This window comes from Streptomyces chengmaiensis (genome assembly GCF_029846775.1).
In the GTDB taxonomy this organism is placed as follows: domain Bacteria; phylum Actinomycetota; class Actinomycetes; order Streptomycetales; family Streptomycetaceae; genus Streptomyces; species Streptomyces chengmaiensis.
Map to the genome: position 1 here is coordinate 1 of NZ_JARWBG010000079.1, position 22,917 is coordinate 22,917.

The 22,917-nt window shown below is 70.5% G+C and carries 27 protein-coding genes and 1 pseudogene; 11 read left to right on the forward strand and 17 right to left on the reverse strand.

The features are described from left to right. Positions 1 to 303, forward strand: a 303-nt coding sequence (locus QCN29_RS34030; RefSeq protein WP_279933016.1) for a transposase, incomplete at its 5' end; no start/stop codon positions are given. A 156-nt stretch (positions 304 to 459) separates the two neighbouring features. Here QCN29_RS34030 and QCN29_RS34035 read toward each other — a convergent pair. The 7 genes from QCN29_RS34035 to QCN29_RS34065 form a co-directional block, all read right to left on the reverse strand. Then, entirely contained in the window at positions 460 to 789 is a 330-nt protein-coding gene (locus QCN29_RS34035) for a nuclear transport factor 2 family protein (protein ID WP_279933018.1), read from the reverse strand. Positions 790 to 1,025: 236 nt separating this feature from the next. Next, positions 1,026 to 1,181: a hypothetical protein gene (locus QCN29_RS34040; protein ID WP_279933020.1), complete on the reverse strand. Its 156-nt coding sequence runs from the start codon at positions 1,179 to 1,181 to the stop codon at positions 1,026 to 1,028. A 249-nt stretch (positions 1,182 to 1,430) separates the two neighbouring features. Continuing rightward, positions 1,431 to 2,000, reverse strand: coding sequence for a hypothetical protein (locus tag QCN29_RS34045; RefSeq protein ID WP_279933022.1), 570 nt, complete (start codon positions 1,998 to 2,000; stop codon positions 1,431 to 1,433). A gap of 325 nt (positions 2,001 to 2,325) precedes the next feature. After that, positions 2,326 to 2,832 (reverse strand): relaxase domain-containing protein, encoded by a 507-nt coding sequence (locus tag QCN29_RS34050; protein ID WP_279933024.1) that lies wholly within the window; start codon positions 2,830 to 2,832, stop codon positions 2,326 to 2,328. Between the two features lie 454 nt (positions 2,833 to 3,286). Further along, positions 3,287 to 3,763, reverse strand: coding sequence for a hypothetical protein (locus QCN29_RS34055; protein WP_279933026.1), 477 nt, complete (start codon positions 3,761 to 3,763; stop codon positions 3,287 to 3,289). Between the two features lie 62 nt (positions 3,764 to 3,825). Then, positions 3,826 to 4,074, reverse strand: a complete 249-nt coding sequence (locus QCN29_RS34060) for a hypothetical protein (protein ID WP_279933027.1) — start codon at positions 4,072 to 4,074, stop codon at positions 3,826 to 3,828. A 46-nt stretch (positions 4,075 to 4,120) separates the two neighbouring features. Next, positions 4,121 to 5,188: a PP2C family protein-serine/threonine phosphatase gene (locus QCN29_RS34065; protein WP_318036764.1), complete on the reverse strand. Its 1,068-nt coding sequence runs from the start codon at positions 5,186 to 5,188 to the stop codon at positions 4,121 to 4,123. A gap of 624 nt (positions 5,189 to 5,812) precedes the next feature. Between QCN29_RS34065 and QCN29_RS34070 the strand changes: the two genes are divergently transcribed. Next, complete coding sequence (locus QCN29_RS34070) at positions 5,813 to 6,292, forward strand: DUF6233 domain-containing protein (protein ID WP_279933029.1); 480 nt, start codon at positions 5,813 to 5,815, stop codon at positions 6,290 to 6,292. Here QCN29_RS34070 and QCN29_RS34075 read toward each other — a convergent pair. Both QCN29_RS34075 and QCN29_RS34080 read right to left on the reverse strand, forming a co-directional pair. Next, positions 6,264 to 6,635, reverse strand: coding sequence for a hypothetical protein (locus tag QCN29_RS34075; RefSeq protein ID WP_279933030.1), 372 nt, complete (start codon positions 6,633 to 6,635; stop codon positions 6,264 to 6,266). The two genes, QCN29_RS34070 and QCN29_RS34075, sit on opposite strands and share 29 nt — an antisense overlap. A gap of 46 nt (positions 6,636 to 6,681) precedes the next feature. Next, positions 6,682 to 7,194 (reverse strand): hypothetical protein, encoded by a 513-nt coding sequence (locus QCN29_RS34080; protein WP_279933031.1) that lies wholly within the window; start codon positions 7,192 to 7,194, stop codon positions 6,682 to 6,684. Positions 7,195 to 7,197: 3 nt separating this feature from the next. On the opposite strand from QCN29_RS34080, the gene QCN29_RS34085 reads away from it, so the two are divergent. The 9 genes and pseudogenes from QCN29_RS34085 (at position 7,198) to QCN29_RS34120 (ending at position 12,808) form a co-directional block, all read left to right on the forward strand. Beyond that, entirely contained in the window at positions 7,198 to 7,497 is a 300-nt protein-coding gene (locus QCN29_RS34085; protein WP_279933033.1) for a transposase, read from the forward strand. Further along, the gene (locus QCN29_RS34090; RefSeq protein ID WP_279933035.1) at positions 7,494 to 7,736 is read left to right on the forward strand and encodes a hypothetical protein; all 243 of its coding nucleotides are present in this window, start codon (positions 7,494 to 7,496) and stop codon (positions 7,734 to 7,736) included. Before QCN29_RS34085 ends, QCN29_RS34090 begins: the two co-directional genes overlap by 4 nt. Next, entirely contained in the window at positions 7,721 to 7,849 is a 129-nt protein-coding gene (locus tag QCN29_RS37265; RefSeq protein ID WP_398860549.1) for an IS3 family transposase, read from the forward strand. Before QCN29_RS34090 ends, QCN29_RS37265 begins: the two co-directional genes overlap by 16 nt. Then, positions 7,801 to 8,376 carry an IS3 family transposase gene (locus QCN29_RS34095; protein WP_279933037.1) on the forward strand — a complete coding sequence of 192 codons (576 nt, stop codon included), beginning with the start codon at positions 7,801 to 7,803 and terminating at the stop codon, positions 8,374 to 8,376. The genes QCN29_RS37265 and QCN29_RS34095 overlap by 49 nt, the downstream gene beginning before the upstream one ends. Before the next feature lie 182 nt (positions 8,377 to 8,558). After that, a pseudogene (locus tag QCN29_RS37385) lies at positions 8,559 to 8,684 on the forward strand (IS701 family transposase); the annotation flags it as partial. A 206-nt stretch (positions 8,685 to 8,890) separates the two neighbouring features. Further along, a complete protein-coding gene (locus tag QCN29_RS34105; protein ID WP_279933039.1) occupies positions 8,891 to 9,937 on the forward strand; it encodes a polysaccharide deacetylase family protein in 1,047 nt (348 codons plus the stop codon). Next, on the forward strand, positions 9,934 to 11,208 hold the full coding sequence (locus tag QCN29_RS34110; RefSeq protein WP_279933041.1) for an FAD-binding protein: 1,275 nt from the start codon (positions 9,934 to 9,936) through the stop codon (positions 11,206 to 11,208). The genes QCN29_RS34105 and QCN29_RS34110 overlap by 4 nt, the downstream gene beginning before the upstream one ends. Continuing rightward, complete coding sequence (locus QCN29_RS34115) at positions 11,205 to 12,014, forward strand: phytanoyl-CoA dioxygenase family protein (RefSeq protein ID WP_279933043.1); 810 nt, start codon at positions 11,205 to 11,207, stop codon at positions 12,012 to 12,014. Before QCN29_RS34110 ends, QCN29_RS34115 begins: the two co-directional genes overlap by 4 nt. Then, positions 12,011 to 12,808, forward strand: coding sequence for an LLM class F420-dependent oxidoreductase (locus QCN29_RS34120; RefSeq protein ID WP_279933044.1), 798 nt, complete (start codon positions 12,011 to 12,013; stop codon positions 12,806 to 12,808). Before QCN29_RS34115 ends, QCN29_RS34120 begins: the two co-directional genes overlap by 4 nt. 180 nt (positions 12,809 to 12,988) lie before the next feature. Here QCN29_RS34120 and QCN29_RS34125 read toward each other — a convergent pair whose 3' ends face one another. From QCN29_RS34125 to QCN29_RS34160, 8 genes are all read right to left on the reverse strand, one after another. After that, positions 12,989 to 13,870, reverse strand: a complete 882-nt coding sequence (locus tag QCN29_RS34125; RefSeq protein ID WP_279933055.1) for an aminoglycoside phosphotransferase family protein — start codon at positions 13,868 to 13,870, stop codon at positions 12,989 to 12,991. A gap of 111 nt (positions 13,871 to 13,981) precedes the next feature. Continuing rightward, positions 13,982 to 14,821 carry a helix-turn-helix domain-containing protein gene (locus QCN29_RS34130; RefSeq protein ID WP_279933045.1) on the reverse strand — a complete coding sequence of 280 codons (840 nt, stop codon included), beginning with the start codon at positions 14,819 to 14,821 and terminating at the stop codon, positions 13,982 to 13,984. Positions 14,822 to 14,849: 28 nt separating this feature from the next. Then, the gene (locus tag QCN29_RS34135) at positions 14,850 to 16,220 is read right to left on the reverse strand and encodes a glutamine synthetase family protein (RefSeq protein WP_279933047.1); all 1,371 of its coding nucleotides are present in this window, start codon (positions 16,218 to 16,220) and stop codon (positions 14,850 to 14,852) included. A 768-nt stretch (positions 16,221 to 16,988) separates the two neighbouring features. Beyond that, a complete protein-coding gene (locus tag QCN29_RS34140; protein ID WP_279933048.1) occupies positions 16,989 to 18,212 on the reverse strand; it encodes an MFS transporter in 1,224 nt (407 codons plus the stop codon). An 8-nt stretch (positions 18,213 to 18,220) separates the two neighbouring features. Beyond that, a complete protein-coding gene (locus QCN29_RS34145; RefSeq protein WP_279933049.1) occupies positions 18,221 to 19,474 on the reverse strand; it encodes an ATP-grasp domain-containing protein in 1,254 nt (417 codons plus the stop codon). A 23-nt stretch (positions 19,475 to 19,497) separates the two neighbouring features. Next, positions 19,498 to 20,775 carry an ATP-grasp domain-containing protein gene (locus QCN29_RS34150; RefSeq protein ID WP_279933051.1) on the reverse strand — a complete coding sequence of 426 codons (1,278 nt, stop codon included), beginning with the start codon at positions 20,773 to 20,775 and terminating at the stop codon, positions 19,498 to 19,500. Positions 20,776 to 20,787: 12 nt separating this feature from the next. Further along, complete coding sequence (locus QCN29_RS34155; protein ID WP_279933052.1) at positions 20,788 to 22,050, reverse strand: DegT/DnrJ/EryC1/StrS aminotransferase family protein; 1,263 nt, start codon at positions 22,048 to 22,050, stop codon at positions 20,788 to 20,790. A gap of 28 nt (positions 22,051 to 22,078) precedes the next feature. Continuing rightward, positions 22,079 to 22,917, reverse strand: an 839-nt coding sequence (locus tag QCN29_RS34160) for an SDR family NAD(P)-dependent oxidoreductase (RefSeq protein ID WP_279933053.1), incomplete at its 5' end; no start/stop codon positions are given.

Here is a 22,917-nt window from a genome sequence, read left to right on the forward strand (position 1 = left end):
GCCATCCTGTATGCCCGGCGCTGGGAGATCGAGCTCGTCTTCGACGAGATCAAGACCCATCAACGCGGCCGACCAGTCCTCAGGTCGCAGACACCGGACGGCGTACGGCAGGAAATCTACGCGCACTTGATCGTGCACCACGCCACCCGGGATCTGTTGAACGAGGCCGCCCACCTGCACCACAGCACCGCACAACGGACCTCGTTCACCCGGGCCCTGCACGTCGTCCGCCGCTCCGTGATCTCGCCGAGCGGCTTTTCCCCCCTCGGCGATCAAGCGGGATCGGCGCCTCGGACTCGTTGAGATCGGCCGCAGCCTGCTGCCCCGCCGAAGATCCCGTAGCTGTCCGCGAAAGATCCGTTCGTGCATCACCGGCTACGGCAGCAAAGCCCCAGGCGAACCTGCCAGCAGCCGCCGCCCTCCGGTCGTCGTCACTCTCAACAATCGATGGCCCGACCACTAAGGCAACGGCATTGGGATCCAGGGCACGGGGGTGTCATGGGTGAAGGAGACGAGCATCTCGTCGACGATGCGGTTGGGCCCGGTAGTGCGGGTGAGTGTCGTGGGACTGAAGTCCCGGGGGTTGTGGCCGACGAACCAGCGCCGGTAGAAGTCGCGGACGGCCTGCCGACCGCGGGCGCCCATCGCGGTGGGCACATGGAGGACCTGGGCATCGTCCGTCATCGTGGCCATTGTCGCGTCGACGTCGAGCGTGACGAACTCGCTGTTCGTATGCAGATCCCAGACACGCTCCAGCTCGGCGGGCGAGGTGTTCGCTCCGGCGGTCATCCGGTACCTCCAGCGAAGAGAGCGAGTGCCCGGTCCTCAGCGGGCGCGGCGGTGCCGGCCGGCACACCGCCGGGCGCTGCCTCGAGCGATCCTTCACCGGCCCGCACCGGCGCCGGCCAAGGCGCGCCGTGCACTCGGCCGACCGAACGAGGAGATTGTCGATACCCTCGCCGTGCTGCCGCTGCACGGCCTGGCCGTGGGCCTGGGGTGCGAAGTGGTCCGTCGGCCTCGGTCGGCTATCCCTGTAGGTAGCGGTGCAGGGAGGTCTTCGGGGCGCCTGTCTCGATGCTGATCTCCCGGTAGCTGGCGCCCTGGCCCTTGAGCAGGCGCGCGTACTCGATTTTGTCGGCGGGGTGGGCGACGGGGCGGCCGAGGCGGGTTCGAAGTCGCACAGGATGCCGCCGGTGACGTCCCGGATGCTGTGGAGCCACAGGACATCGGCATCGTCCTCATCGCGCTCCAGCACCAGGTAGGCGGCGCTCGGGTACATGGCGGTGAGGGCGTCGGCGATCGTGCGGGCCAGACCGCGCGTCTGGTCGAGGGCGACCGTCTCGGCGGTCGTGAAGTGGTCAACGGTGGTGCGCATGGGCAGCTCCTCGGTGAGAGCCCGCCCGGGCCTGGCCCGGGGCGGGCGGCGGGTCTCAGTCGGCGGCGGGCAGGAGCTGGTTGCCGGTGCGCTGCCAGTAGCCAGCCGGGGCGCAGCCGACTCGCATCCCGTGGCCGTGCGAGGGGGCGGGCATGGAGTGGCCGTCGTCGCAGACGTAGCGGCGGGCCTTGGGACGGCGCCTGGCGAGGTTGCTGGTGGGCGGGTACGGCTCCAGCGAGGCGAAGCAGCGCCGGGTGCCGGTGTGGTCCCAGATCGGGTCACCGGGGACGTAGTCGGTCGCTTGGACCATGACGGTGTGGTGCGGATGGCACTGGCGCCACAGGCGTACCCCGTGGGTGTTGCAGACCTGGGCCAGGGTCTCCAGCAGGGCGAAGTGGTTCTCGTCGTCCATGCCCGGTGCACTGTCGGTCTCGCGGCTGTTGCCGGTGAAGTGGACGGTGCCCCGGATCTCCATGGGGTCGTATCCGCACAGCTCGGCGAGGGCGGCGGCGACGTCGTTGGGCTCGTCGGTGCTGGCGGGGTGGTGGTACGCAGCTTCTCCCGCACTACCGCACCGGTGGGGACGGCGCGCTCGTACTGCAGCGGGAGGCGGGGTATCTCCCACTCCCCGCGTCCTGGCCGGGGGCCGGAACGCGGCTGGCTCGCTGGGATCGGCCGGGGGTTGGTGGTCCGGGTCGGGCGCGGGGTGGGTGGCTGGCGGCGTGCGGGGAGGTCGGACAGGGCCCACCGGGCTGTGCAGAGGCGGTAGCCGGCCTCCTGGCCGCGTACGGTCTTCGGCTCGCTGATGTCCAGGCAGTGGGTGGAGATGGCGGCGGCCACGACCTGGTCGTCCAGGCCGGGGTCGCGGGGGCGGCCGCGCAGGACGAGGGCGAGGTGGCGGCGGGCTTCGGCGAGCAGGTGCCGGCGCTGGAAGCGGCCGCCGTCGTTCATCACGAACACCGTCGCGGCGACGTCGACGGCCGCCAGCGCGACGTCGACCACGGCGACGAGCCGGGCCCGGATCGCCACGGCCGCGGCGCGGGCGTAGCAGCGGCATGCCGGAGCGCGCCTCGTAGTGGCGGAAGCGGGCGGCGCAGCGGCCGGAAGGTGAAGTCGACACCCGTGACCATCACCCGCCGCCCCAAGGCGCCGGCCTTGAACGCCTCCTTCGCCGACGCGTCCTCGGCGAGCAGGTCCGCCTCGATCCGGTCCGCGTACGGATGCCGGCCCCGCTCACCGAACAGATTCCGCAGCTGCGCCTCGGTGACCTCCTCCCCTGGCGCAAGTCCAAGCGCGGCAAGGCCGCGGCCCATCCATCGCCCGGCCGGGACACCGGCCTCCTCCTGGGCCTCGCGCATCGGCGTGCGGGCCGGGCGACGGCCGTCACCGACAACGGTCTCGCGCGAGTAGTAGCGGTACATCTGACCGGCCCGGACACCCCTGATATCCACTGCCATGCAGACCACGCCACACGGCCCTGACCTGCAAGAAAAGACGGTCAGCCGCACGTCCCGCCAGGCGGGAGCCACAGCCGAACTTTCTTCGCCGGGGCCCGCCGGGCGGGAAGCGGCCCCCAGGCCGGACGCAAATGTCATCGCTCTCCAGCCCGGGTGCCGCGCGGTGGGGCGGCGTGACGGCCGCCTCCTCCTTCGATGCTGTCGCCGTAACCGCCGGGGCCGTCGGCCAGATCGCGGGCACGGCCAGCCAGGTCACCGGATCCGCCGCCGACCTGGCAGGGAAGGCATCGGCCTGGTCCACGGCTGCACCCGGGAAGCCAGCTTGCCTACAAAACCCGCAGACACAAGTGCAAAATGCATGATTCCAGCTTCAGCGGCGACAGCGGCTGGCCCACCCCGGGAAACACCAGATCAACCGAGGTCGGACTGCTCGACTCGACGGGTCCGACCTGAATCATGGGGAGTGGTCTGGCCCCGTTCGAGCCCGCAGGCGACCCTGGCGCATTGGAAGTCCTCGTCGGTGGGTGTCTGGTGGATCAGGGGCGTCGCGTGGCCAGGGGCGCGGCCGCCTCTGCCGGGCTGGCCTTGTACAGCAGGCCAGCAGGACCAGGACGGCGGGGATGATCCCGGCGGCGCTCCATCTGAGGAGCGCGGAGGAAAGCGTCAGGCGTTCCACATGCCCGGTGGAGGCGAAGGCGAGCAGGACCAGGGCGGCGGGGAACGCTGCAACGGCCAGTCCCATTGCCGCCCCGTACCGGGCGGCCCGTACCGCTGAGGGCTTCCCCACGGCCATCCGGGCTGCAGCGGCGATCATCACGCATCCTGCGGCTGCCAGCGCGATGGCGAACGGGGTGCTGAAGTCCTTGCCGGTAGCCGCACCGGCTGCCAGCAGGAGGTACCAGACACCGGCGAGCAGCGGTACCAGGAACATGCGGGAGTCCTTTACGCAGATGCGGTTCCGGCGCAGTGCTGCGCCGGAACCGCAGGGTCGGGTCAGTTGGCGGCGGGTGCCGTGGGTTCGATCTCTACATGCTCGATCGTTTCCCCGTTGTCGCCCTTCTCGATCCATCGCTTCTCGCCGGGGGCGGCGGCCTGGAGCACGCTGCGGTGCCGGACGTCGATGACCGTGAGAGGCGCCTTCCCGTTCCCATCGCCGTCGTCTGTGTCGTCGGTGTCCCGCTCGACCGGGGCCGGCGGATCCCCGGCCTGGTCGCCGGGCGCGGCGTCGTCGGGATTCGCCAAGCACCGCGCTCGGGACGTCGCCGGGAGATCACTGCGGTCTGTCACTTCAGGAGGCGCCAGCCGCGCTGGCTGCGTGTTTGCCTGCTTCTTCGTTGAGACGGTCGACGAGGAGCATCGCCGCATCGTCTGCCAGGCGGCCGGTGGTGTGGCGGATCAATCCGCGGTGCAGTTGTTCCAGGAACTCGTGCGGGGTGCAGGTGTGCACCGCCTCCATGGCTTCGGGCAGGGCGAAGAAGTCATTGCTGTCAGGATTGCGGGCCTCGATCACGCCGTCGGTATACAGCAGCAGACGGTCGCCGGGTGCGAACGGATGGCTCTCCGCCATGAGGGGAGGACCGGTGAGGAGGTCTTCCAGGCCGAGGGGCGGCAGCGGTGAGGTGGGCATCAGGGCATGCACCTTGCCCTGGCACAGCACCAGCGGAGGCGGATGGCCGCGGTTGACCACCTGGACCTCGGGTGTGTCGGACACCTGGGCTACGAGCGCGGTGACGAAACCTTCCAGCAGAGTTTCCTGATCGACCGCACCGGGCACGGCGCGCTCCTGTCGCAGCGCAGCCGCGCAGTGGTTCATCACCTCCGCGAGTTCATCCTCGTACTGCGCGGTCACCCGGAACGCGCCCAGCACGGCTGCGGCCGCGCGCACGGCAGGCAGTCCCTTGCCCCGGACGTCCCCCACGATCAGCCGGACCCCGTACCGGGTCTGCACAGCCTCGTACAGATCACCACCGATCTGCGCCCCCGTCTCAGCCGCGAGGTACATGCTGGCCGCGCGCACCGGGCCCAGCCGGGCGGGTACCGGACGCAAGATGGCCTCCTGCGCTGCCACGGCGATCCGACGGACCTGGTCGAGCTCGCTCTGCCTGCGCGTACGCATGGCGTTGCTCATCGTGACACTGGCCAGGGACACCAGGACCAGACTCACAATGTTGCTGTAGTACGCGAGGTCGTAGGCGGGGGAGGCCAGGTCAGTGGCCAGAGCGAGAGCCGCTACCGAGAGGATGCCTTTCGGGCCCATCGTCAACGCGGCCAGCGCCGGCATCGCGGTGAGAAAAGTGCCGGTGACCAGAAAGTGTGCAGGCGAGAGCTCGATGCCCAGCGCGACCAGTACGACCACGAACGGCACGCACTGCGCGACTCGGAAAAGCACCCGGCTGTGACCGCCCACTCCTGGCGGAGGGGCTGCGTGGAAGAGCGGCCGCATGAGTACAGCCTGCCTCGGTGAAATCGGGTGTTCCACCCATCGCTCTCGCGGCCACCCGGGGCATCCGGGACCCATGACCGACAACCCCCGGCGCGCTACTGCGCCCGTCAAGTACAGTGCTCCGGCCCGCCAACTCAACCGCTGATCCGCCAACTGAAGCGCTCAGTCACAGCGGGCCGCCGCAGGCCGGGTAGCCGGTCACCGAGTACGCACCCCTTTCACACGGAAACCGCCGTGCGCCTCCGTGAGCGCCACCCTCGCCCTTGAGTGAGAAATGCGGCAGGCGCGCCGCGTTCGGCCCTCACGGAGGCACACAGGGTCGCTACTGGTCCTGTAGGTTCTCACTTTCGGTGTCATGTGCCGACGCTATGACCTCGACGTTCCCCGCCAGTCTCACGGCGTGTCGGCAGGCGGCCATCTCCCGGTCTCCTGTGCCGCCCGCCGGACACCGTGCGGTTGCGGGGAAGGACGGCATCAGAAGGGAGGCTCCTCGCCAAGGCGTCCGGTTAGGATGCTGGGAGGGATGGAGGGGTGGAAATGCCGCAGAAAGCGGCCCGGGTGACCGTCATCATGCCTGACGGGCAGGAGTTGCGGGCCCGCCTGTATGAGCGGCGACGCGCGGCAGTCGGATGGCAGTACCGGGTGGGCATCACCTGCTGGGCAGCCGGCAGCAGCGGCCGTACCGAGCCCGCGGAACAGAGTGTCTGGCTCGACGCCCGTCATGTTCGCCCTCTCGAAGGCGGCGACTACAGCTGCATCCCCACCCTCGCTGCTCCCACCGCCGACGGGCGGCAGGCCTGGACGGTACAAGATCTCCCTCACCGCCCCGGCCACCCCGGAGCACGCCTGATCCACGTCATCGGTTGTCAGCCCCATGCCGCACCCATCACCCTCGACCAGGCCCTCGACATCCTCCGCCAACCCCGCACCGTCCCCTGCCGCGAATGCAACGCAGCCACCTCCCTGCCGACCGCAACCGATCCCCAGCTCACCCAACCGGACCGCTCTGCGCCCTGAACCAGTAGAGGCACTGTCCCGGGTCAGCAGTGATGCCGGTGCCCGGAGCGACTGGACAGGCAAAATGGGGCGTATGAGCGAGGACGCGTTGGAAGCAGCGCAGCGGGAATACGATTCGGCGCAGGAAGCGCTGCACACTGCCCGCCGAAGGCTGGCCGCCGCTGTCCTGGATGCCGATGCGATCGGTGAGCCGGTCGGCCGGATCGCCGAGCGCATCGGCCAGCGCACCACCAGTGTCTGGAACACCCTCGCCGTCCACGGCATCACACAGCATCACATCCCGCAGCCGCCTCAACGGCTCCGCCTGACAGCCGTCGGTTCCTTCCGAGCTCGGAGCAGGCACCGGACGGGGTTCCGGCGGTGTGTGGAGTGGGTTTGCTGGTGTTCGGTCAGAAGAGCGCCAGGCCTTCGCCGTTGGTGTCGGCGATGACGGGCCGGGGTTCGGCAGGGAGGCCGTCCAGGCGGTCTGGACCGGCTGAGGCCGCCACCGCAGGGGCGGTTTCGGCCAGCCAGGTACCGAACCGCTCGACAGCCTCCCGGTAGGGCACTCGTGCCAGGACGCGGTGCTCACCGGAGGGGCAGAAGTCGACGGAGACGGTGAGCAGGCAGGAGCGGGGGGTGTTCTGGCTGCCCGTCCACGAGACGCGCAGCACTCCGCAGGGCTTCCGCCCGCGGGCCCCGGGGTGGGTGGGGCGCAGGGTGCGGGTGGCTGTGTGGGCGGTCCATGCGGCGAGGTGGGGCAGGGGCAGGGTGGTGCGGGTGCGGCAGCCCGGACAGTGGTGCCAGTGGCGCAGCCAGCCGTCCGCGTCGGTGTCGAAGAGGCGGTGGTAGCGGCTGGTGAGCCTTCCCCTTGATCGTGGACACCTGGAGACTGGGACGTGAGGTTCCAGAGGAAGTAGCACCGGGTGGGAAGCAAGTACACGAAGCGGTACACCGAGGAGTTCAAGCGTGACGCGATCGCGCTCGTCGATTCCTCAGGCAAGACGGCTACGGCGGTCGCCCGGGAACTCGGCATCAGCTCGGAGTCCCTGCGCGGCTGGTACCGCCGGGCCAAGGCAGATCGGGGCGAGGGCGCCCCGGGCAAGCTCACCACGGCCGAACGCGAAGAGCTCAAGCGGTTGCGTCGGCAGAACGCCGAACAGGCCAAGACGATCGAGGTGCTGCGAAAAGCCGCGGTCTTCTTCGCGAAGGGGAGCGATCGATGAACGACACGTACGCGTTCATCGAGGCGGAGAAGACCACCCACGGCGTCGCTTTCCTGTGTCGGCTGCTCAAGGCCCTCTCCTCCTTCTACGCCTGGCTCGCCGCGGCCAAGGCCCGCTCGGCCCGCAAGGCCGCTGACGAGGTCCTGGCCCACGAGATCACCGTCATCCACGTCGCTCCCGTCACACCTACGGGGTCCCGCGCGTTCATGCCGAGCTGCAGCGCCTGGGGCGATGCGTGAACCGCAAGCGGGTCGCCCGCCTGATGCGCGAGCACGGCATCCAAGGAGCCCACCGCCGCAAGCGGTGGTCGCTGACCCGGCCGGACAAGAAGGCGAGCCGGCCCCCGATCTGATCGGCCGCGACTTCCACGCCGAGACCCCCGGCACGAAGCTGGTCGGCGACATCACCGCTCTGCCCACCGGCGAGGGCTGGCTCTACCTCGCCTGCTGGCTGGACCTGGCTACCCGCGAGGTCGTCGGCTACTCGATGGCCGACCACCACCGTGCCGACCTCGTTGTCAACGCGCTGAAGATGGCCTCCGGACGCGGCCGTCTCCAGCCCGGCTGCATAGCGCATTCGGACCGCGGCAGCGAATACACCAGCAGCCACTTCCCCTACCACATAAGCGAGTTGGGCCTCCGGCAAAGCTGCGGACGCACCGGATCTTGCTTCGATAACACCGCTGCGGAGAGTTTCTGGGCCCTACTCAAAGAAGAGATCGGCACCCGCCTCTGGCCCGACCGGGCCACCGCCCGCGCCGAGGTCTTCGACTTCATCGAGACGTTCTACAACCGCCGCCGACTGCGCAAGCACAAGGTGTTTGGCTACCTCACCCCAGCCGAGACCCGACAGCGGCACCAACACGACCTCGCGGCATAAAGATCGAGTGCCCAAGATCACGGGGAAGCTTCAGTGGCGGACTCCCCCCTGCCCGGTCCATCCGGAGCCGGTGAGCACCCCGGACAGGCCGAGGCCTTCGGACACGGTGGAGCGTAGGGAGCGGTCCGCGGGGAGGAGGGCCCCCGCTTCCCAGGTCGCGAGCAGGGCGGCCGCCGCGTCGAGTTGTCGCGGCCGGCCGGAAGGCCGCACGGCCGGTGCAGTGGCGGGAGGGTTCCCGGCCCGGCACCGGCCGCTCCGGCCGCAAGCGGATGCGCTCCCGGTTCGCGGCCTTGCGGATCCGGCCCGCCGACACCAAACCGGCATATCGCAGGGTGGCCCCGAGGCTCCGGCGACGGCGGGCAGCCTTAGGCAATATAGTTGCCAGAACTTGACATCAACGTGTCGTTCAATAATGCTCATGGGGCCACCTGGCAGGTGTCGGGGCGGCTACCTGCGATGATGTGTTGGTTGAGTCTGACACATATTGACATCAATTTGCCAAGCTGGGGGGCAGATGCTCTACTCGGGAATCTCCTGGAGCGCCGACGGCTTCACGGTGGACGTCATCGACGAGCATGGGGAGCAGCGGCAGCCGTCACGGCTATTCGGCCCCCGGCACACCCAGGAACTGATCCGCTACCTGCACGGCTTCGAAGTGGAGCTAGCCGCCGTCGTGGACAGCACCAACGGGGTACTCGACGGGCGCATGATGGCCGAGGGGCTGACCGTGTACCGCGCGGATCCCCAGCACCTGGGCGAGCGGCCTGTCTTCGCCTCGGTGCCCGCCACGGACATCGCGGCGGCCGCGCGCCGCGGACTCGGCGTGCTGACCCGGCTGCAGTGCGATCGGGGCACCCAGACCGGGCGGGAGCCCGACCTCGCGGAGTTCGCCCGCACCAGTGAGCGGGCGCTGGCCGACTGGACCGGGCGGCGCACCTGCGTCAGCCGGGGTAGCGGTGAGCGCCGGGAGATCTCGCTGACCTTCGACGACGGCCCGCAGCCGCCCTACACCGGGCAGGTGCTGGACGTCCTGCGGCGCTACGACGTGCCGGCCACTTTCTTCTGCACCGGGATGTACGCGATGGCCTATCCCGAGTACCTGGCCCGGATGCTGGAGGAGGGCCACAGCATCGCGAACCATACCTGGTCGCACCCCATGCTCTTCGAACTGACGCGGGCCCAGCTCGTCGAGCAGTTGGAGCGCACCAGCGAGGCGATCGCCGCGGCCGCCGATGGCCGGGCGCCTGCCCTCTTCCGGCCTCCCTACGGCTCGCGCACCCCGGAAGTGCTGGGCTGGCTTGCGGAATCCGGGCTGACCACCGTGCTGTGGGACGTGGCCCCCGACGACTGGCAGATGCCCGGCGTGGACGCCATCGCCACAACCGTGGTCGAGCAGGCCCGGCCCGGCTCCATCGTGCTGCTGCACGACAGCGGCGGCGACCGCTCGCAGACGGTGGCGGCCCTGGCCCCGATGGTCGAGGGGCTGCTGGAGCGCGGTTTCAGCATCGTTCCGGTCGAGCAGCAGCTGGCCGCCGCCGCGCTCGCAGGTGGCAGGCGATGACCGGGACCTTGAGCAACTGGGCAAACAGCCTGACCTATGGTGCCCGCCGGGTGCACAGGCCCCGCACGGTCGACGAACTGCGCGCGCTCGTCGCCGGCGCCGACCGGATCCGCGCGCTGGGCACCCGGCACTCGTTCAGCGGGGTCGCCGACACCACGGGTGAACTCGTACGACTGGACGGGCTCCCGGAGTCCATGCTGCTGGATCCGGTGGCCGGCAGCGTGACGGTGTCGGCGGGCACACACTACGCCGAACTGGCCCCGTACCTGCACCGGGCGGGCTATGCGCTCGGCAACATGGCCTCCCTGCCGCACATTTCGGTGGCCGGGTCGGTGGCCACCGGAACCCATGGTTCGGGTGACAGCCAGCGCTGTCTGGCCGCTGCTGTGTCCGGGCTGGAGCTCGTCGGTCCGCAGGGCGACCTCGTCCGACTGAGGCGGGACACCCACCCCGACGAGTTCGCCGGCGCGGTGGTGGCACTGGGCGTGCTTGGCGTGGTCACCCGGCTCACCCTGGACGTCGAGCCCTCCTACCAAGTGGCGCAGACGGTCTGCCCGGACGTTTCCCTGGACGAGGTCGTGGCAGACCTGGACACGGTGTTCGGAGCCGCCTACAGCGTCAGTCTGTTCACCGACTGGCGCAGTGGTCACGGCTCGGTGTGGCTCAAGCGCCGCACGGACCGGCCCGATTCCGGCTGGGGGCGCGGACGGGGGGCGGCCGTCCCGATGCACCCGGTGCCCGGGGTCGATCCCGGCTCCAGCACCGAGCAGTTGGGCGTGCCGGGCCCCTGGTACCGGAGGCTGCCGCACTTCCGGCCCGAGCTGACGCCCGGCGCCGGTGAGGAGCTGCAGTCGGAGTATTTCCTGCCACGGAGCCGGGCCGCCGCCGCGTTCACCGCGATCCGGGGACTGGGCGACCGTATCGCCCCGGTGCTGCACATCGCCGAGGTCCGCACGGTCCGCGGCGACGACCTGTGGCTGAGCTCGGCCTACGGACGGGACACCATCACCTTCCACTTCACCTGGCGCAAGGACCTGCCCGCGGTACGGCCGGTGATCGCCGCCGTCGAGGAGCAGCTGATGCCCCTGGGCGCCCGGCCGCACTGGGCCAAGCTCACCGAGACTCCGGCCGCGCGGATCACCGCCGGCTATCCGCGCGCGGCGGACTTCGCCCGCCTCGCCGAGAAGCACGATCCGGACGGCAAGTTCCGTTCCGCTTTCACCGATCAGCTGTTCACCGATCTGCAGAGTCCAATGGGGGTAATGCGATGACACCGAACGCACTTCTACTCGCCCACGACAAGCCGACCGCATTGCGTCCCGATCAGCTGCGAAAGTTCCAGGAGCTCGGCTACCTGGTCCTGCCCGGTTTCCTCGATCCGGACCTAGTCGCCCGGATGAAGCCCGAGGTGGACCGGTGGGTGGATGACGGCCTGCGGGCGCGTTCCATCGACTCGGTGAAGGACCCGGAGAAGTTCGGCGTGCCGCCGGTGATGGAGCTGGAGCTGCCCGCCCACGGCGAGCTGATCACGTGGTCCTCGCTGCTGGGGATACTCGACCAGCTGATGGGCGCGCCCTACGTCTTCCACCACCTGCACAGCGACCGCCAGGCCCCGGACGTGCCCGGGAAGCCCTGGCACCACGACTACGAGCACGGCACGCAGACAGACCGCTCGGCGACCATGATCCACGCCCTGCACTACCTAGACGGTCTGAGCACCGACACCTCCTCGCTGGTCGTGCTGCCCGGGTCGCACCGGGAGCACGTGGACAAGACGGCCCGCGCGCACCTGGGCACCGGCCCGCTGCCCGGTGAGGTCGTACTGGAGGAGCTGCCGCCGGGCAGCACGGTCGTACTGCACTCGGCGCTGTTCCACGCCCGCCGGCCCCGCCCGGGCGTGTTGGGCAAGCCGCGCTACTTCGTCGACGCCTCCTACTGCGAGGCCGGCCCGCTGTGGCCGCCGGTCAAGCCGTACTGGCGTTACATGCTCAGGCGGGCCCGGGAGCTGAACCTGGCACCGGACCGCCCGGAGCTGTTCACCGAGCTGACCTTCGCCGAGTACAGCAGGCCGGCGTGAGCGGGCGGCCCGTACCCATCGGGCTGCAGCTGCAGCCCGAGCACGCCGACTACGAGACGATCCGCCGGACCGCGGCAGAGGCCGAGGCCCTCGGCGCGGACGCGCTCTTCATCTGGGACCACTTCTTCCCTCTCACCGGTGAGCCGCATGGCAAGCACTTCGAGTGCTGGACGGTCCTCGCGGCGCTGGCCGAGTCCACCTCGACGGTGCAGCTCGGGCCGCTGGTCAGCTGCATCGGCTACCGCAATCCGGATCTGCTCGCGGACATGGCCCGTACGGTCGACCACATCAGCGGCGGCCGGGCCATGCTCGGCCTCGGGTCCGGCTGGTACGAGAAGGACTTCACCGGTTACGGCTACCCATTCGGCTCCGACGGCGAACGGCTCCGGGAACTCGCCTCGGCGATCCCGCGGGTAAAGTCCCGGCTGTCGAAGCTCAATCCGGCGCCGGCCGGGAAGCTGCCCCTGCTGCTTGGCGGGGGCGGTGAGAAGCGCACCCTGCGCCTCGTCGCCGAACACGCGGACATCTGGCACGCCTTCCACGATCCGGCGACCATCCGGCACAAGCTATCCGTCCTGAACAGGCACTGCGCGAACGTGGGCCGGGATCCGGCCGAGATCGAGGTGTCGACCAGTGTGTCCGGCCTGGCCGCGCACGAGGGAGACCCGAGAGAACTGGGGGCCGAGCTGCACGGACTCGGTGTCTCGCTGTTCATCGTCGGTGCAGGCGGCCCCGATTTCGAGCTCGGGACGCTGCGCCGGTGGATCGACTGGCGCGACGGGATGAACGCATGAGCACGATGGACATGCTCCACCGGCGGATCCGGCTGCACTGGCGGCTGGTCCGGCGCGAGACGGTCTTCCCCAGGCGGACCGGGTAGCCGGGGCCGTACGACGCACCGAAGAGGGGCGCTCCCAGGAGGAGTGCCCCTCTTCGGTGTGCCGTCTGAGGTGTTCCGTCGCCCCCGGTACGCGCTACGCGGAGGCCAGGACCTCCCGGATGACGTGCCTGGCGTTGGCCGAGATGACCTGGTTGGTCGTCCGGTAGTACGGCAGCTGGATGACCGCCATGGACAGCGCCCAGCCCTGGCTGCGAGCCCAGGTCGCGTCGTCCACGTCCACGGCATCGCGGTATGCCTGGCGCGCCGAGGCGGGCAGCAGGTTCCAGGCCGGGATGAGGTCGGTGGCCGGTTCGCCCATGCCCACGGTGCCGAAGTCGATGACCGCGCCGATGCGGTCGCCGGCGAGCAGCAGGTTGCTCGGCATCAGGTCGGAGTGCGTCCAGCAGGCCGGGCCCGTCCACAGGGGCGCGGCTAGCGCCTCCTCCCACGCGGCGGTGATCTCGTCGGCGTCGAAGGGTTCGTCGGTGCGGCCCAGTGCCTCGATTGCCGCCCGCATCTCGCGGTCTTCGGCCATCAGCGGCTCGCCGCGGTGCGCAGGGGGACCGTCGGGGAGGTCGATCCCGCGGATGGCGACGGCGAACCCGGCGAGGTCGCGGGCCACCCGCTCGGGCTCGGCCAGGTCACCCTCGACCGGGGTGCGGCCCTCGATCCACCGGTGTACGGCCCAGGCCAGGGGGTACCCCTCGCCGGGGACACCGGTCGCCACCACCTCGGGGACCGGCAGCGGCAGCAGCGGCGCCAGCCGGGGAAGCAGCGCTGCCTCCATGGCGATGGCCTCGGCGCCGCCGGGGCGCAGCGGGAGCCGGACGGTCAGGTCCTCGCCGAGCCGGTAGATCGCGTTGACCGTGCCTCCCGAGGCGAGTCGGGTGACCGGCAGGTCCGCCCACTGGGGGAACTGCGTGCGCAGCAGCCGCCGGACCAGGTCGGCGTCGGTCTCCGCTTCGTCGGCGTGCATCTTGCCCATGTGCCTATCAGCCCTCTCGATTGCTGCCCGGATCGTCGCATATTCGGATCGCGACCCGGAGTCGAAGAAGCGGCCTGCCCAAGGGGCCGGCCGCCAGTCCGGTCATCGACCGGGTGACCAAAGGTGGAACGGGGCCGTCCACGGCAGCAGCCACGGGTTCTGCTCCCGGCCCAGCCGGTCCAGGGCGCGTTCCCATAACCGCTGGGCTTCCGCGTGGTCGCCCTGACGGGCGTGCAGCGTGCTCGCCGCCCATAGGGCCTCGACGTGCAGGGTCCCGGGTTCCGCCGCGGAGATCTCGCACAACTCGCGGGCGTGGGCCCGGGCCTCGTCCGGGCGGCCCGTCTCGGCCTCCGCGCGGATCAGCGCGTGCAGGGCGGCCGACCGGTCGTACACCGACAGGCCCCGGGCCAGCCGGTGCGCCTCCCGCGCCTCGACGTGGGCGCGGGCGGTGTTCCCGAGCAGCAGGCAGCACCGGGACAGTCGGGCGCGGGCCCGTACGGTCAGTTCGGTGATGCCTATCGTCTCGCTGAGCTCGCCGAGTTCGACCAGGAGTTCGTGTTCGTCCTCGTAGCGGGCTTCCTCGTCCCGCACCGCGGCCAGCAGCCACAGTGACTGCCAGCGCACGCCGGGATCCAGCCGATCCTCGCCCGCGTGCAGCATTACGGCGAGATCGTCGGCGACCGTGCCGATGCGCGCCGAGGACACGGCCAGGGCCAGGGCCTGCGACAGGCTCTGGCTCGCCCCCCGGGCGAATGCCGACGCCGGCAGTCCCAACTGCCTGGTGAGGTGTTCGAGCACTCGTCGTGTGGGCGGCCGAGTGCCCGATTCCAGCCGGGACAGGTAGCCCGTGGACAGGCCGCCGGCGGCCAGCGCGGCCTGCGACAGTCCTCGCTCCTGGCGCAGGGCCCGCAGCCGCTGCCCGAAGGCCGGTTGTTCCAGCACTGCGATCTCCTGTGACGGGCGCGGGCCTTCAGTAGCGGGTGGTGTAGGTCAGGAAGGCGATCTCGTCCCCCATCTCCTTGACCGCCCGGATGTCGGCCTCCTTGATCGCGGGATACACCTGTCGACGCAGCGGCCCCAGTACGTCCATCAGGTAGTCGTCCCGGCGCAGCGCCTCCAGCGACTCCTCCAGGGACTGGGGCAGACCCAGCCCGAGGCGGTCGCGTTCCGCGTCGGACAGCCCGTTCGGGTCCTCCTCGAGCTGAGGTCCCGGATCGATCCGGTTGGTGACGCCGTCCATGCCCGCGTAGATCACCGCACCCATGGCCAGGTACGGGTTGGCGGTGGAGTCGACCGCCTTGAGCTCGACGTTGGTGGACGCGGCCGCGGCGCCGCGCAGCCTGCTCGGGATCCGTACGGCGGCTTCGCGATTGTCCTGGCCGTAGCAGGCGTGCGCGCCGGACCACATGCCCGGCTGCAGCCGCTCGTAGCTGTTGACACTGGGACAGGTCAGGGCCAGCAGGCCGGGCAGGTGGCGGAGTACCCCGCCGATGAAGTGGTAGGCCGTCTCGGACAGGCCCAGTGCGTCCGCGCCGTCGGCGAACACGTTCTCCTTGCCCAGGCCCGGGCGGTCCTGCCACATGGACAGGTGGAGGTGGTTGCCGTTGCCTCGGAAGCCGGGGGCGGGGGTGGGGGCGAAGGTCGCCCACAGGCCCATCGAGGAGGCCAGTCCCCGGGTGATCACCTTCTGCCACACCGAGATGTCGGCCGCCCTCAGTGCCGGGCCGTGCCGCAGGGTCATCTCGTGCTGCCCGGCGCCGAATTCGGGGTGGTACACCTCCACCTCGATGCCCTGCCCCTGCAGGCCCCTGAGCAACTGGACCACGTAGTCGTTGGCGGCGTCGAAGCCGGTGTTGTCGAAGCACAGGCTGTCGTCCAACACGTTGAGCGCGCCGGGCTTCGGCCGCGCGGCGCACAGCGTGAACTCCGGTTCGAAGGAGGCCACGATCTGCAGCTCGCCCGCCGCCGCCAGCGCGGACTTCAGGAAGGTGCGGGGGCAGGCGTCCCAGGGCGCGTCGTCCAACTGGACCAGGTCGCACAGCATGGCACCGGATCCCGGTGCGTGCGGGAACGCTATGAAGCTCTCCGGGTCGGGGACCAGGCGCACCTCGCCGACGGCGTTGAAGCCGGGCACCGGCACCCCGATGTCCATGAGGCCGGCCGCCTGCCGGGACTTGGCCAGCCCGATGCCCGATTCCATCCGGGATTCGAGGTACTGACGGGTCACCGCCTTGCCCCGGACGATGCCGTTGTGGTCCACCCACAGGAAGCGGATCAATTCGACGCCGTGCGCATCGGCCTTCTGGAGTACCTGCCGGTAGGCGTCGCCGGTCCCGGACATCTCATGCCTCCTTCGGGAACGGGAAGTACGACACCGTGCCAGCCGGCAGCGGTTCCCACTGCTCCGCCGGGGCGAGACCCGGGACTACCTCGGAGGCGATGACCTCCAGCCCGGGCAGGCTCAGGCGCTGCATCGCGAAGAACACGGGCGTGGCCACGCCGGGCGCACTCCAGTGCACCAGGTACGCGCCCGCGGGGTGCACGGCGATGGCGTTGCCGGAGTTCCCGCCGGGCGGGAGCGCGTCGAGCTTGCCGAGCGCCGCCGCCGGATCGAGGCCGTCAGCATCGCGCGGGACGAGGTAGTCGAAGTACTCCCGCGAGTCGAACTCGGAGGCGGGCAGGCCCAGTCCCCGGTATGCGGTCGGAAGATAGCCGTTGTGCATGAAGTACCAGCCGTCATCCCTGGTCAACGGGTGGGTAAAGCGGAGGCCCCGCTGGGATTCCAGGCTCGCGTTGCGCGTGTGTATGGCCAGGAAGTCGGTCTTGACCTGCGGCAGTGGGGATTCGCGCAGGCTGTCGGCCAGCGGCCGTACGTCGGTGTGCGCCCACAGTTCCAGCCCCGGTCCGGGCTCGCGCCAGACCGCGCCCCAGCCGTGCANGGGCTCGCGCCAGACCGCGCCCCAGCCGTGCACGTGCACCTTGGTGGGGTTGTCGTGATCGGCGGTCCGGCCACAGCTCATGTCCAGGGCGGCAGCGGTGATGTCCGCTACGGCGAAATCCCCGGAGGCGAGGATGAGTCGGCACACGGCGGTTCCTTTCTCTCCCGGCCTCAGGCGGCCGGTTCTCGGGTGACGTTGACGACCGTGGAGCGCAGGGGGGCGCGCCGGGCGAGCACGTAGAGGAGGGCACCGGTGCCCAGCGCCACGCCCAGCCAGTAGCCGTGGGCGAGACCCGCCCGGTCCAGGGCCAGGAACACGGTGCCGCCGGCCAGTGAGCCGATCGCCTCGCCGGCGGTCCAGCTGACCTGGCGCAGGTTGAAGGCCTCCAGCGTGGACTTGATCGGCAGACCGGCGAACGCGGTGCTCACCATGGGGGTGAACAGCATTTCGGCGGTGGAGAACAGGGCGACGGCCAGGGCGGCGCCGAGCACGGCTGGCAGTCCGACGCCCAGCACCACCATGGAGGCGCTGAACAGCACGGCGCCGTACACCAGCAGTGTGAACGGGCGGGTGCCCTTGGCCAGCAGCTTCCCCGTGGCGGCGGTGACCGCCGTCTGGAAGAAGACGATGGCCAGGGCGGGCGCGGCGAGCAGCGCGGCCCGCACCAGCGGGGAGGCGAGGTCCCTGGCGACGAACAGGGCGAACGCGGAGTACAGCTGGCCGTAGACGAAGGCGCCGAGGACGCAGATCGCCACCGTCCGGCGGATCGAGGAGTCCTCCCGGACCAGCCGCAGCACCGCCCGGCTGACGGGCCACCGGCTGGACGTCGCCGTGGGCCGCAGCTCCCTCGGGATGCCGGCCCACAGGGACAGACCGGCGAGGAGGTAGCATCCCGCAACCGTGGTGAGCAGTACCCGGGGGTCGGCCGACGAGTACAGCAGTCCGGCGAGGAACGGGCCGAGCGCCGCGGCCAGGTTCACCGCGATCTGCAGCACCGAGTACACCTGGTGGCGTCCGACGGCGTCGGGGACCGCCTCGGCGACCAGGACCCTGGACAGCAGGAAGTGGACGCTGCCGCCGAAGCCGGCCAGGACGATCAGCAGCACCTGGACCAGGGCATCGTGGCTGTAGGGCATCAGGCCGAAGCCCAGTGCGGACAGCACCGTACTCCCGGTCATGGCGCCGACGATGCTGAACCTGGGCAGCCAGCGGTTCACGAGGAGGGCGCAGACCCCGGCGGAGGCGCTGTAGAGGAACAGCCCGACGCCGACGATCCACTCGCCGCTGACCTGGGCGGCCAGGACGACGCCCAGCACGGGGAGGATCATGTACTGGCCGAGGTTGCCGGCCACGTGGTCGGCGGCCAGCCAGGCGGTGAAGGCCCTGCGGTTCATGCCCCCGTTCATGCCGCGGCCTCCGAATCGATGTCCGTCGCGGCGTCCGAATCGGCGTCCGTCTCGAAGCGGACCTGCGCGGCCAGCCGGTCGGCCAGTTCCGCCGCCGCCCGGGGGGTCTCGGCGCCGACCACGAGGTATCCGGCCCGGTCATAGGACTCTCGGATCTCCCCGACGAGGTCCCCCGGCCGAACGGTGAGGTCCGCCTTCAGCACCGCCGGGTGCCGCAGTACGTCCTGCCAGCCGACGACCCGGCTCACCCGGCCTGGCGGCGGGGCGAGGAAGCGGACGGCCGCCGCCCTGGAGGGCGTCAGCTCGTACGCGTCGGTGTCCGAGCCGAGCGCGTCGTCGATCACCAGGCCGAACAGGTCCAGCCCGGGAATCGCGTACTCCAGCATAAGGTGGATCCAGTCGCCGCCGTTGCGCACGTGAACCTCGCCGAGCACCGGACCGTCCGCGGCGCACCACAGCTCGACGTGGAAGACGCCGAACCGCAGCCCCAGCGTCCCCAGGGCACCGGTCACGGCCTGCTCGAACTCCCGTCGGAGGCCGGCAGGCAGGTCGGCAGGGAGCACGTGCCCGGCCTCCACGAAGTTCGGTGGCGGCAGCAGTTTCTTCTCGGTGACCGCCAGTACCCGGGGCTCACCACGCAGGAACACTCCTTCGACGCTGTACTCGGGGCCCTCGACGAACTGCTCGACGATGAACCCGGTACGCGCGGGCAGCGCGGCGACCGCGGCAGCCAGGTCCTCGGGCGCGGCGACCTTGCGGACGCCGAGGCTGCCGGATGCGTCCCGCGGCTTCACGATCCACGGTCCGGTTGTGCCGTCCAGGAACGTCCGGGCCTCGGCGAGATCCGAGCACAGCCGGAACTCCGGCTGCGGCAGCCCGGCTTCGCACAGGGCCTGACGGCAGCGGTCCTTGTCGCGGACGGTGCGCACGGCCTCCGGCGGATTGCCGGGCGCGCCCACGGCCCGGGCGACCTCGGCGAGAGCGACCTGCACCTGCTCCCTGACGCCGAGGACCACGTCGAACCGACGCCCCCGGGCCCAGGCCACGGCCGCCGTCGGGTCGTCGACCTCGGTACGGTGCAGGGCGTCGGCGAGCGCGGCCAGTTCGGGCACGTCCGGGAACTCGACGGTGACCTGCGTGCCGACCTCGCGGGCGGCGGCCTGCCGGAGCAGCCGGCTGCCCACGTCGCGTCCGAGGTCCATCGGCGCGGACCCGCCCCAGAACAGCAGAGACCTGGGTGTGTCGTTCATGGTTCTCCCTGGGATCTTGCGGGTCAGACGGCTGGGGCGGCCAGCCGGAAGACGTCGTCCGTCAGCTGTCCGATGACCTGGTGGTCGGCGAGGATCTCGGCGTGCGAGCCGCCGATGTGGAACACGCGCATGGGGCTGGTCATCAGGTCGACGGTGGGCACCAGACGGGTCCCGGCCGGACGCCGGACCACTACCTCCCGGACCGTGGGCAGCGAGGCGATCTCGTCGACCACGGCCTCGTCGATCTCGGCCACGAGGCCCTCACGGCCAGTTGCCGCGTTGTGCACGACCGCCTCACAGGACTTGGCGTAGACCTTGCCGCCATAGCGGGCGGTGAACTCGGCGGGCCGCGCGTAGGCGAGGGTGCCCAGGCGCGCCGGGTTGGTCCCGCTGAACGCGTCATGGTGGGCGGGGTTCATGTTCCCGTTGAGCCGGGCACCCAGCTCCACCAGCGCCGGACCCGACTCCGTCATGATCACCTCGGCGTGGCCGGGGCCGTGCTCGATGCCCAGGGCGTCCAGCACCCGCAGCACGTAGGCGATCAGTTCGCGCACGTGCGGTGCGTCCGGGTCCTGTAGCACGTCCAGGTCGTAGACCCGCCGGCCGGAGGACAACAGGTTCTTGTCGTAGCGCCACACCCCGCACACGGTGTGCTGCCCGTTCGCGCTCACCGTGTCGACGATGTACTCCGTGCCGTCCAGGTAGGACTGGACAAGGACGTCGGTGTTGCGCTGGTCGTACATGGTGATGCCGGCCAGCACCGCCCGCGCGGCCTGTGCCACCTCCTCCTCGGACCGGCAGATGAACACGTTGTCCGACGAGGACGAGCTGCGCGGTTTGACCACCACCGGGGAGCTGCCGCGGTCACGGGCCCAGCCGGTGATCTCGGCCGGATCGGAGCTGACGAACTGTTCGGCGGAGTGCAGACCGGCCGCCCGCACCGTCTCGATCATAATGAACTTGTCCCGCCGAGCGAGGGACTTCGCGGTGCCGTTGGTCGCCACCCCGAGCCGTTCGCTCAGCAGGTCCGCCAGCGGAACCCCGGGCTCCTGACCAGCGACCACCGCGATCGGAGCATAGGCGCGCAACCGCTCCACCGTGGCGTCGACCGCGTCCGCGTCGGCGCACACGAAAGTCTCCCGGTACGCGGACAAGTCCGGCGGGACCATCTTGGGCAGGAACTCCGCCGTACTCTGCACGTGCAGGGCGTCCACTCCGAGCCTGGCGTATTCCGCTACATAGGCACCGGAGTTGGAGTAGCCGTCGACGACGACCACCGGTGCGGCGGATGTGGCGTTCATGGGTTCCTCTTCTCAGCCGAGTTCGGCACGGTGGTCTCGCAGCTTGCCGAGCGCGGCCACGATGTCGTCCACATCGGACCGCTCCCCGAGCAGCGCGCTGTGGTGGAAGGTCAGATGACGGGCGGCGGCCCGCTCGCTGACCGGCAGCCGGTGCCGGGTGCGGTCGATCCGCCTGCGGTAGTCGGCGCCGAGGTCGAAGCGGCGGCGGCTGCCCGGCCAGTACAGCGGACTGGCCGGGATCGCCGGGTAGATCGGCTTGACCGGCAGGCCCAGTTCCGCGCTCAACGCGGCGCCGACCGCCGCACTACCGATGCTGTCGAACTCCTCCGGCAGCCGAATCACGAACCCAAAATAGGTCCGCTGCTCGGTGCCTTCCGAGGTCTGCTGGGTGGCGAAACCTTCGTCGGCCAGCGCCTTCTCCAGTACGGAGGCCCGGATCGCGCGCTGTTCGTTCTGCCGGTCCAGCCCGCCGAGCTGGGCGATGAGCACCGCCGCGTGGAACTCCGACAGCGCGCGGTTGCTGCCCATCAGCGTGCCGGTGGTGACCAGTTCCATCTCGTTCAGCGACGGCGGCTGGTCGGGCTGGTGGCGGCCGTCGGCGCGCAGTTCGGCCATCCGCCGTGCCAGCTCCGGGTCGGCGGTGACCGCTGCGCCGCCTTCCCCGCAGGTCAGCACCTTGGTGTGGTGCATGCTGAACGCTCCGGCGCGGCCCATGGTCCCGGCCCTGGCGCCCCGGTAGACCGCGCCATGCGCCTGCGCGGCGTCCTCGATCAGGGTGAGGTCGTGGCGTCGGGCCAGGTCGCGCAGTGCGTCCATGTCGGCCAGTGCCGAATATAGGTGTACGACGAGGATCGCCTTGGTGGCGGGGGTGATGGCCGCTTCCGCGGCCGCCGGATCCATGCACAGGGTGTCCGGGTCGACGTCGACGAAGACCGGGACCGCATTCACGGCCAGCACGGTCGAGGCGGTCGCGACCCAGGAGATCCCCGGCACGATGACTTCGTCACCCGCGCCGACCCCGCACGCCTCCAGGCAGATCATCAGCCCGGCGGTGCCGCTGGCCGTCGGCACGCAGTGCCCGACCTCGTTGTACCGCGCGAACATCCGGGCGAAGGTCCGCTCCTTGGTGTCCGTGCCTCGGTAGGGTCCGCTGATCGACCAGCGCCCGGAGTCCAGCACCTCGGCGAGCTGCTGCGCGGCATCCGAGGCGGGCTGTGGCCACAGTGGCCAGCGGGTGGTGCGCACCGGGTCTCCGCCGTGCAGGGCGAGTGTCATGACACAGCCTTTCGTGCGTTCGGGGGGGTCAGAGCAAGCCGCGGATGGTGCCGCCGTCGACGCCCCAGACACTTCCGGTGACGAAAGCGGCGGCATCCGAGGCCAGGAACGTGATCACCTGGGCGACCTCGTTCGGCTCGCCCATCCGCCCCAGAGGCAGCTGGCGTCGGCTGAGCTCGTGCTTGACCGCCGCCTCGGCGTCCCGGCCGTGCAGATCGCCCAGGGTGTCGGCGAAGCCGCCGGGACGGGTCCACAGGGGAGTCCAGACGGGGCCGGGGGCCACCGCGTTGACCCGGATTCCCGGGCCCTCGGACAGCGCGAGGCTCTTGGTCAGGCTGACCAGGCCCACCTTGGACGCCTGGTAGTCGACGAGTCCGGGCTCGGGCTGGCGGGCCAGGTCGGAGGTGTTGGTGACCACGCTGCCGTGGCCCTGCGCGCGCATGCCCGGCAGCACCAGGCGGATCGCCCGTACCGCACTGAGGAAGTTGATCTCGAAGGTCGCCAGGTAGTCGGCGTCGGAGAGTTCGTCGAAGGACCGTGCCAGGCACTGCCCAACGTTGTTGATTAGTACGTCGGCCGTTCCGTTCCAGCCGTTGAGGATGCCGGTGACCCCGCCGTGCGCGCCGTCGGCGGTGGAGAGGTCGGCGGTCTGCACGCGGACCTCTCCGCCCTTGTCGCGGATCATGTCCACGACCGCGGACAGGCCTTCGGCATCCCGGTCCACCAGGCCGAGCCTGGCGCCCTCGGCCGCGAAGGCCAGCGCCGTGGACGCGCCGATCCCGCTGGCAGCCCCGGTGATGAGCACGCGCCGGCCGTCGAGTCCCAGGTTCATCGGACCGCCACCCGGGTGCTGATCAGGGAGACCGG

What these genes read in the sequence shown, in the direction of transcription:
- QCN29_RS34140 (WP_279933048.1), bottom strand. Translation starts at nt 18,212, where the DNA reads ATGAACCGCAGGGCCTTCACCGCCTGGCTGGCCGCCGACCACGTGGCC.
- QCN29_RS34105 (WP_279933039.1), top strand. Translation starts at nt 8,891, where the DNA reads ATGCTCTACTCGGGAATCTCCTGGAGCGCCGACGGCTTCACGGTGGAC.
- QCN29_RS34090 (WP_279933035.1), top strand. Translation starts at nt 7,494, where the DNA reads ATGAACGACACGTACGCGTTCATCGAGGCGGAGAAGACCACCCACGGC.
- QCN29_RS34155 (WP_279933052.1), bottom strand. Translation starts at nt 22,050, where the DNA reads ATGACACTCGCCCTGCACGGCGGAGACCCGGTGCGCACCACCCGCTGG.
- QCN29_RS34115 (WP_279933043.1), top strand. Translation starts at nt 11,205, where the DNA reads ATGACACCGAACGCACTTCTACTCGCCCACGACAAGCCGACCGCATTG.
- QCN29_RS34125 (WP_279933055.1), bottom strand. Translation starts at nt 13,870, where the DNA reads ATGCACGCCGACGAAGCGGAGACCGACGCCGACCTGGTCCGGCGGCTG.
- QCN29_RS34050 (WP_279933024.1), bottom strand. Translation starts at nt 2,832, where the DNA reads ATGGCAGTGGATATCAGGGGTGTCCGGGCCGGTCAGATGTACCGCTAC.
- QCN29_RS34035 (WP_279933018.1), bottom strand. Translation starts at nt 789, where the DNA reads ATGACCGCCGGAGCGAACACCTCGCCCGCCGAGCTGGAGCGTGTCTGG.
- QCN29_RS34070 (WP_279933029.1), top strand. Translation starts at nt 5,813, where the DNA reads ATGCCGCAGAAAGCGGCCCGGGTGACCGTCATCATGCCTGACGGGCAG.
- QCN29_RS34135 (WP_279933047.1), bottom strand. Translation starts at nt 16,220, where the DNA reads ATGTCCGGGACCGGCGACGCCTACCGGCAGGTACTCCAGAAGGCCGAT.
- QCN29_RS34145 (WP_279933049.1), bottom strand. Translation starts at nt 19,474, where the DNA reads ATGAACGACACACCCAGGTCTCTGCTGTTCTGGGGCGGGTCCGCGCCG.
- QCN29_RS34110 (WP_279933041.1), top strand. Translation starts at nt 9,934, where the DNA reads ATGACCGGGACCTTGAGCAACTGGGCAAACAGCCTGACCTATGGTGCC.
- QCN29_RS34055 (WP_279933026.1), bottom strand. Translation starts at nt 3,763, where the DNA reads ATGTTCCTGGTACCGCTGCTCGCCGGTGTCTGGTACCTCCTGCTGGCA.
- QCN29_RS34150 (WP_279933051.1), bottom strand. Translation starts at nt 20,775, where the DNA reads ATGAACGCCACATCCGCCGCACCGGTGGTCGTCGTCGACGGCTACTCC.